Annotated in this window: 5 protein-coding genes; 3 read left to right on the top strand and 2 right to left on the bottom strand. The window is 67.6% G+C overall.

Going from position 1 to position 4,070, the window contains the following annotated elements:
• From FVW27_RS09530 to FVW27_RS09520, 3 genes are all read left to right on the top strand, one after another.
• On the top strand, positions 1-1,034 hold a 1,034-nt coding region (locus FVW27_RS09530; protein WP_167124636.1), incomplete at its 5' end, for a spermidine synthase.
• A gap of 213 nt (positions 1,035-1,247) precedes the next feature.
• Positions 1,248-1,787 carry a CreA family protein gene (locus FVW27_RS09525; protein ID WP_012612375.1) on the top strand — a complete coding sequence of 180 codons (540 nt, stop codon included), beginning with the start codon at positions 1,248-1,250 and terminating at the stop codon, positions 1,785-1,787.
• A 339-nt stretch (positions 1,788-2,126) separates the two neighbouring features.
• Positions 2,127-2,834: a DUF4412 domain-containing protein gene (locus tag FVW27_RS09520; protein ID WP_243838325.1), complete on the top strand. Its 708-nt coding sequence runs from the start codon at positions 2,127-2,129 to the stop codon at positions 2,832-2,834.
• A gap of 137 nt (positions 2,835-2,971) precedes the next feature.
• Here the strand turns inward: FVW27_RS09520 and FVW27_RS09515 are convergent, their stop codons facing one another.
• Both FVW27_RS09515 and msrB read right to left on the bottom strand, forming a co-directional pair.
• Complete coding sequence (locus FVW27_RS09515; protein ID WP_167124634.1) at positions 2,972-3,271, bottom strand: DUF5334 family protein; 300 nt, start codon at positions 3,269-3,271, stop codon at positions 2,972-2,974.
• 55 nt (positions 3,272-3,326) lie between these two features.
• The coding region (gene msrB, locus FVW27_RS09510) for a peptide-methionine (R)-S-oxide reductase MsrB (protein ID WP_243838324.1) at positions 3,327-4,070 on the bottom strand (744 nt) is incomplete at its 5' end.

Raw genomic sequence — 4,070 nt, 5'->3', positions numbered from 1 at the left:
ACCCCCGCACGCCGCTGGCCCGGCTGGCCCTGCTGGTCGGGGTGGGGGCGCTGGCCTGGGCCTCGCACGCCTATGCCGCCTTTGCGGAGCGCTACTACGGGGTGCGGGTGACCGAGACGCCGTACAACCACATCCGGGTCTACGACGCCACCCAGGCCGGGCGGCCCCTGCGCCTGCTGGCCACGGATCCGGGCCGCTACCAGTCCGCCGCCTACCCTGACGACATGGCCGAACTGGCCCTGCCATACACCCGCTTCTACGCCTTGGGACCGGCGCTGGTGCCCGGTGCGCGCCGGGTGCTCATGCTGGGCGGCGGCGGGTATTCCGTGCCCAAGTGGCTGCTTTCCGGGCGGGCCGGGCTGAACGCGGAGACGTTGCGAGTGGACGTGGTGGAACTGGACCCCGGCATGACCGGGGTGGCCCGCCGCCACTTCGGCCTGGCGGACGATGCGCGGCTGCACATCTTTCACGAGGATGCGCGGGCCTTCCTGAACCGGAGGGCGCAGGCAGGGCAGCGTGCCGGGATTGCGGATGCCGGAGCCGGGGCGGTTGCGGCGGGCCGTGGCGGCGCCGCCGGGAATGGGGACGGAGCGGCCCGCTACGACCTGATCTTCACCGACATTTTCAACTCGTACTATTCCGTGCCCTTCCACGTGGGCACCGTGGAGGCGGCCCGGCGCATGCACGCGCTGCTGGCCGACGACGGGGCCGTGGTCATGAACATCATCTCCGCTGCCGGGGGCGAGGACGGGCGGCTGTTCCGGGCCATCCGCGCGGCGTTCGCCGCCTCGTTCGCGGATGTGCGGGTGTATGCCGTGGCCACCGCCGATTCCGTGGACTATGTGCAGAACCTGATGCTGGTGGCCCGCCCCGTGGCGGGGCTGCCGGAAACGCCCGCCGGTGCGCTGCCGCCGGACGTGCGCGAAATGCTGGCCCGGCGGCTGGAACTGCCCGCCAGCGACGACGTGCCCCCGCTGACCGACGAATACGCCCCGGTGGAGCGGTATGCGTTGGGGCTGGTGCGCTGGCGGTAGGGTGAGTCCCGGTCCCGAAGCCTCCCTCGGTGATCGGACCGTTTTCACATCCCGCCTGTGCTGCACGTGCCGGCCAATCTCGCCTCGTGCCCCGTCATTGAGTGGAGCAGGCCGATTGCCCGCCGTCATTACGGCCTTGCATCGTCCGCGCGATGCGTTATCCTGAAAGCTGGTTGCGTTCACCCGACGTCTCGAAGCCCAAGGAGCCTCACCATGCATCTCCGTACCCGCACCGCCCGCCCTCGCGCCGTGGCCCTTGCCGCCGCCCGCGACGACACCTTTTTCACTGCCCTGCTGGCCTCCGTTGTGCTGCTTCTGCTGCTGGGCATGCTGGCCCTTGCCGCGCCCGCGCGCGCCGACGACAGCGAGGTGGGCTGCGTGACCACCGAATGGAAGCTGCTGGGCGCCAACCATCAGGTGTGCGTCTTCGCCTTCCAGGATCCGCGCATTCCCGGCGTGTCGTGCTTCATCAGCCAGGCCAAGACCGGCGGCATCAGCGGCAGCCTGGGCCTGGCGGAAGACCCGTCCAACTTCTCCGTTTCGTGCAGCCAGACCGGCCCCATCACCATTCCGGACAAACTGCCCGCCAAGGAAAACGTGTTCAAGGAATCCACCTCGGTGTTCTTCAAGGCCACGCGGGTAACCCGGCTGTGGGACAAGGATCGCAATACCCTGGTCTACCTGGCGGTAAGCCGCAAGATCATCGACGGCTCCCCGTACAACTCGGTGTCCACGGTGCCGGTGCGTCCGTAGGTGGCCCGCAGGGGGCACGCCAGCGCCTTCAGCATTCCTCCCGGGGTTCCCGTCCCGTTTTTCTGCCCGGCATGACTGCAAGGCCCGTCGCAATCGCGGCGGGCCTTTGTGCTGCCAGAAGCTGTCTGGCGGAAGCTGTCTGCCAGAAGCGGTCTGGCAGAAACTGTCCGGCAGGGGCTGTCCGGGCATGCCAGGCCCCGGGGGTGAATCAGGGGTTTGCCCACATTGCGGCGGGTGCGCTATGCTGTGAGGCGGGGATGGCCGAATCACGCCCGGTGCCGCGCACACGGGCATGGAGGTAGCCGGATGCAGGACATGTACGGGATGCGGGCCGCGTCCATGAAGGTTTTGACCATGTCGTGCCTTGCCGTGGCGGTTCTCTGGTGGGCCGTGGCGGCGCGGGCGGGCAGCGTCAGTGACTATGCCGGGGACATGGTGTCGCTGGACGCGGCGGGCAAGGTGGAGAACACCAGCCGCCTGTTCTTTTCCGGCGGCAAGATGCGCGTGGAGATACCCGCGCAAGAGGACATGGGACCCATGGTGCTGATCCTGCGGCCTGATCGCAAGGTGCAGTGGATGGTCGATGTGGAGGCCAGGACATACTTCGAGCAGCCGCTGGACGAGAAGGCCCTCGCCGACATGAACCGGAGCGGTGCACCTGCCATGCCCATGGGCGAGAGCAGCGTGAAGGAAGAACCGCTGGGCAGCGAAAAGGTGAACGGCTACGACACGCGCAAGAAGCGGGTCACCGTCACCTCCAGGATCATGGGCCATGCCCGGACCACGGTGTCCACGGTGTGGACGGCCGACGAGTTCGACGTGCCCCTGCGGGAGCGCGGCGAAACGGGCGAAACCGAGGAGTTCCGCAATATCAAGGTGGGGGCGCAGTCCGCCGCACTGTTCGAGGTGCCCAAGGGGTACACCCGGAGCAAGAACATGCCCGGCATGCCCGATATGAAAGACATGCCAGACATGAAGAACATGCCGGACATGAAGACGCTGGAAGGCATGGGCATGCCGCCGGGCATGAAACTGCCGGGGCAATAGCCGCAAGAGGCGAAGAGAAGACAACAACAAGGGCCGGGCATGAAAATGTCCGGCCCTGCGTGATGTATGGCGGTCGGTATCCGGCAGTCGGCACCCGGTGGTGCGTTCTGCGGCCACGCCCGACGGGATGGCGTGCCCTAGCGGGCTTCCATCACCAGGATGCGCGTGCGCCCGGTGTCGGACTCGCGCACGGTGATCTCCACGGTGCGGGCGTTGTTCTTCACGGCGTCCACCATCAGTGTGGCCGTCTCCTTGGTGTCGCAGTCGAACACGTCGATGATCTCGCCGCGCATGGGCACGGCATCCACGTCGACTTCCACGAGGTGGCCCGTTTCGGTGTCGAAGCCGTCCCACGCCATGGCGGCGCAGGGCAGGGTCAGGGACAGCAGCGCGGCCAAGGCGAACGGGCGGACGAGCGGGCGGATGGTGTTCTTCATCCGGCCCGTGTAGCAGAGCCGGAAGAGAGCGGCAAGTGCGTATTTTGCCGGGTGATTACGGCAGCATCCCGAGGAATTCTCCGTATCCTTCGGCCTGCATGGCCTCTCGCGGGACAAAGCGCAGCGCGGCCGAGTTCATGCAGTAGCGCAGCCCCGTGGGGGCCGGGCCGTCAGGAAAGACATGGCCCAGATGCGACCCGGCAATGCGGCTGCGCACCTCGGTGCGCACCATCCACAGGGTGCGGTCCACGTGTTCGGTCACCGCCTCCGGGGCCACGGGCCGGGTAAAGCTGGGCCAGCCGGTGCCCGAATCGTACTTGTCGGACGAAAGGAACAGCGGCTCGCCCGACACCACGTCCACGTAGATGCCCGGGCGCTTTTCATCCCAGTATTCGTTGTGGAAGGCGCGTTCGGTACCTTCCTTCTGGGTGACCTCGTATTGCAGGGGGGTGAGGCGGGCGCGCAGTTCCTTGTCCGCAGGCTTGGAAAAGCGCTGCCATGGTGCGGGTGTGGTCATGGGAGTCTCTCCCTTGATCCCGGATGCGTCATGCATGACGTTCGGGGAGTGTGCCGGAAGGGGGGCGGCATCGGTTGCGGTTGCACCGGATGCCGATGGGGACTGTTGCGCGGCCATGCCCGGCTGCCCGGCCAGCAGGGCGAACAGCAATACGGCCAGCAACAACCAGAGCAGATCGGGCAGGCCGTCGCGCATACGGATGCGGCGCTGGGCGGGGTGAGACGCGGCGGCGTCCGCCGCATCCTGGCCGGGGCAATGGCTCGGGACGCGCGGCAGGCGGGC

Source organism: Nitratidesulfovibrio liaohensis (assembly GCF_011682075.1).
GTDB lineage: Bacteria > Desulfobacterota > Desulfovibrionia > Desulfovibrionales > Desulfovibrionaceae > Cupidesulfovibrio > Cupidesulfovibrio liaohensis.
The sequence above is the reverse complement of the archived record's forward strand: the minus strand, read 5'-3'. Positions and strand labels throughout refer to the sequence as shown.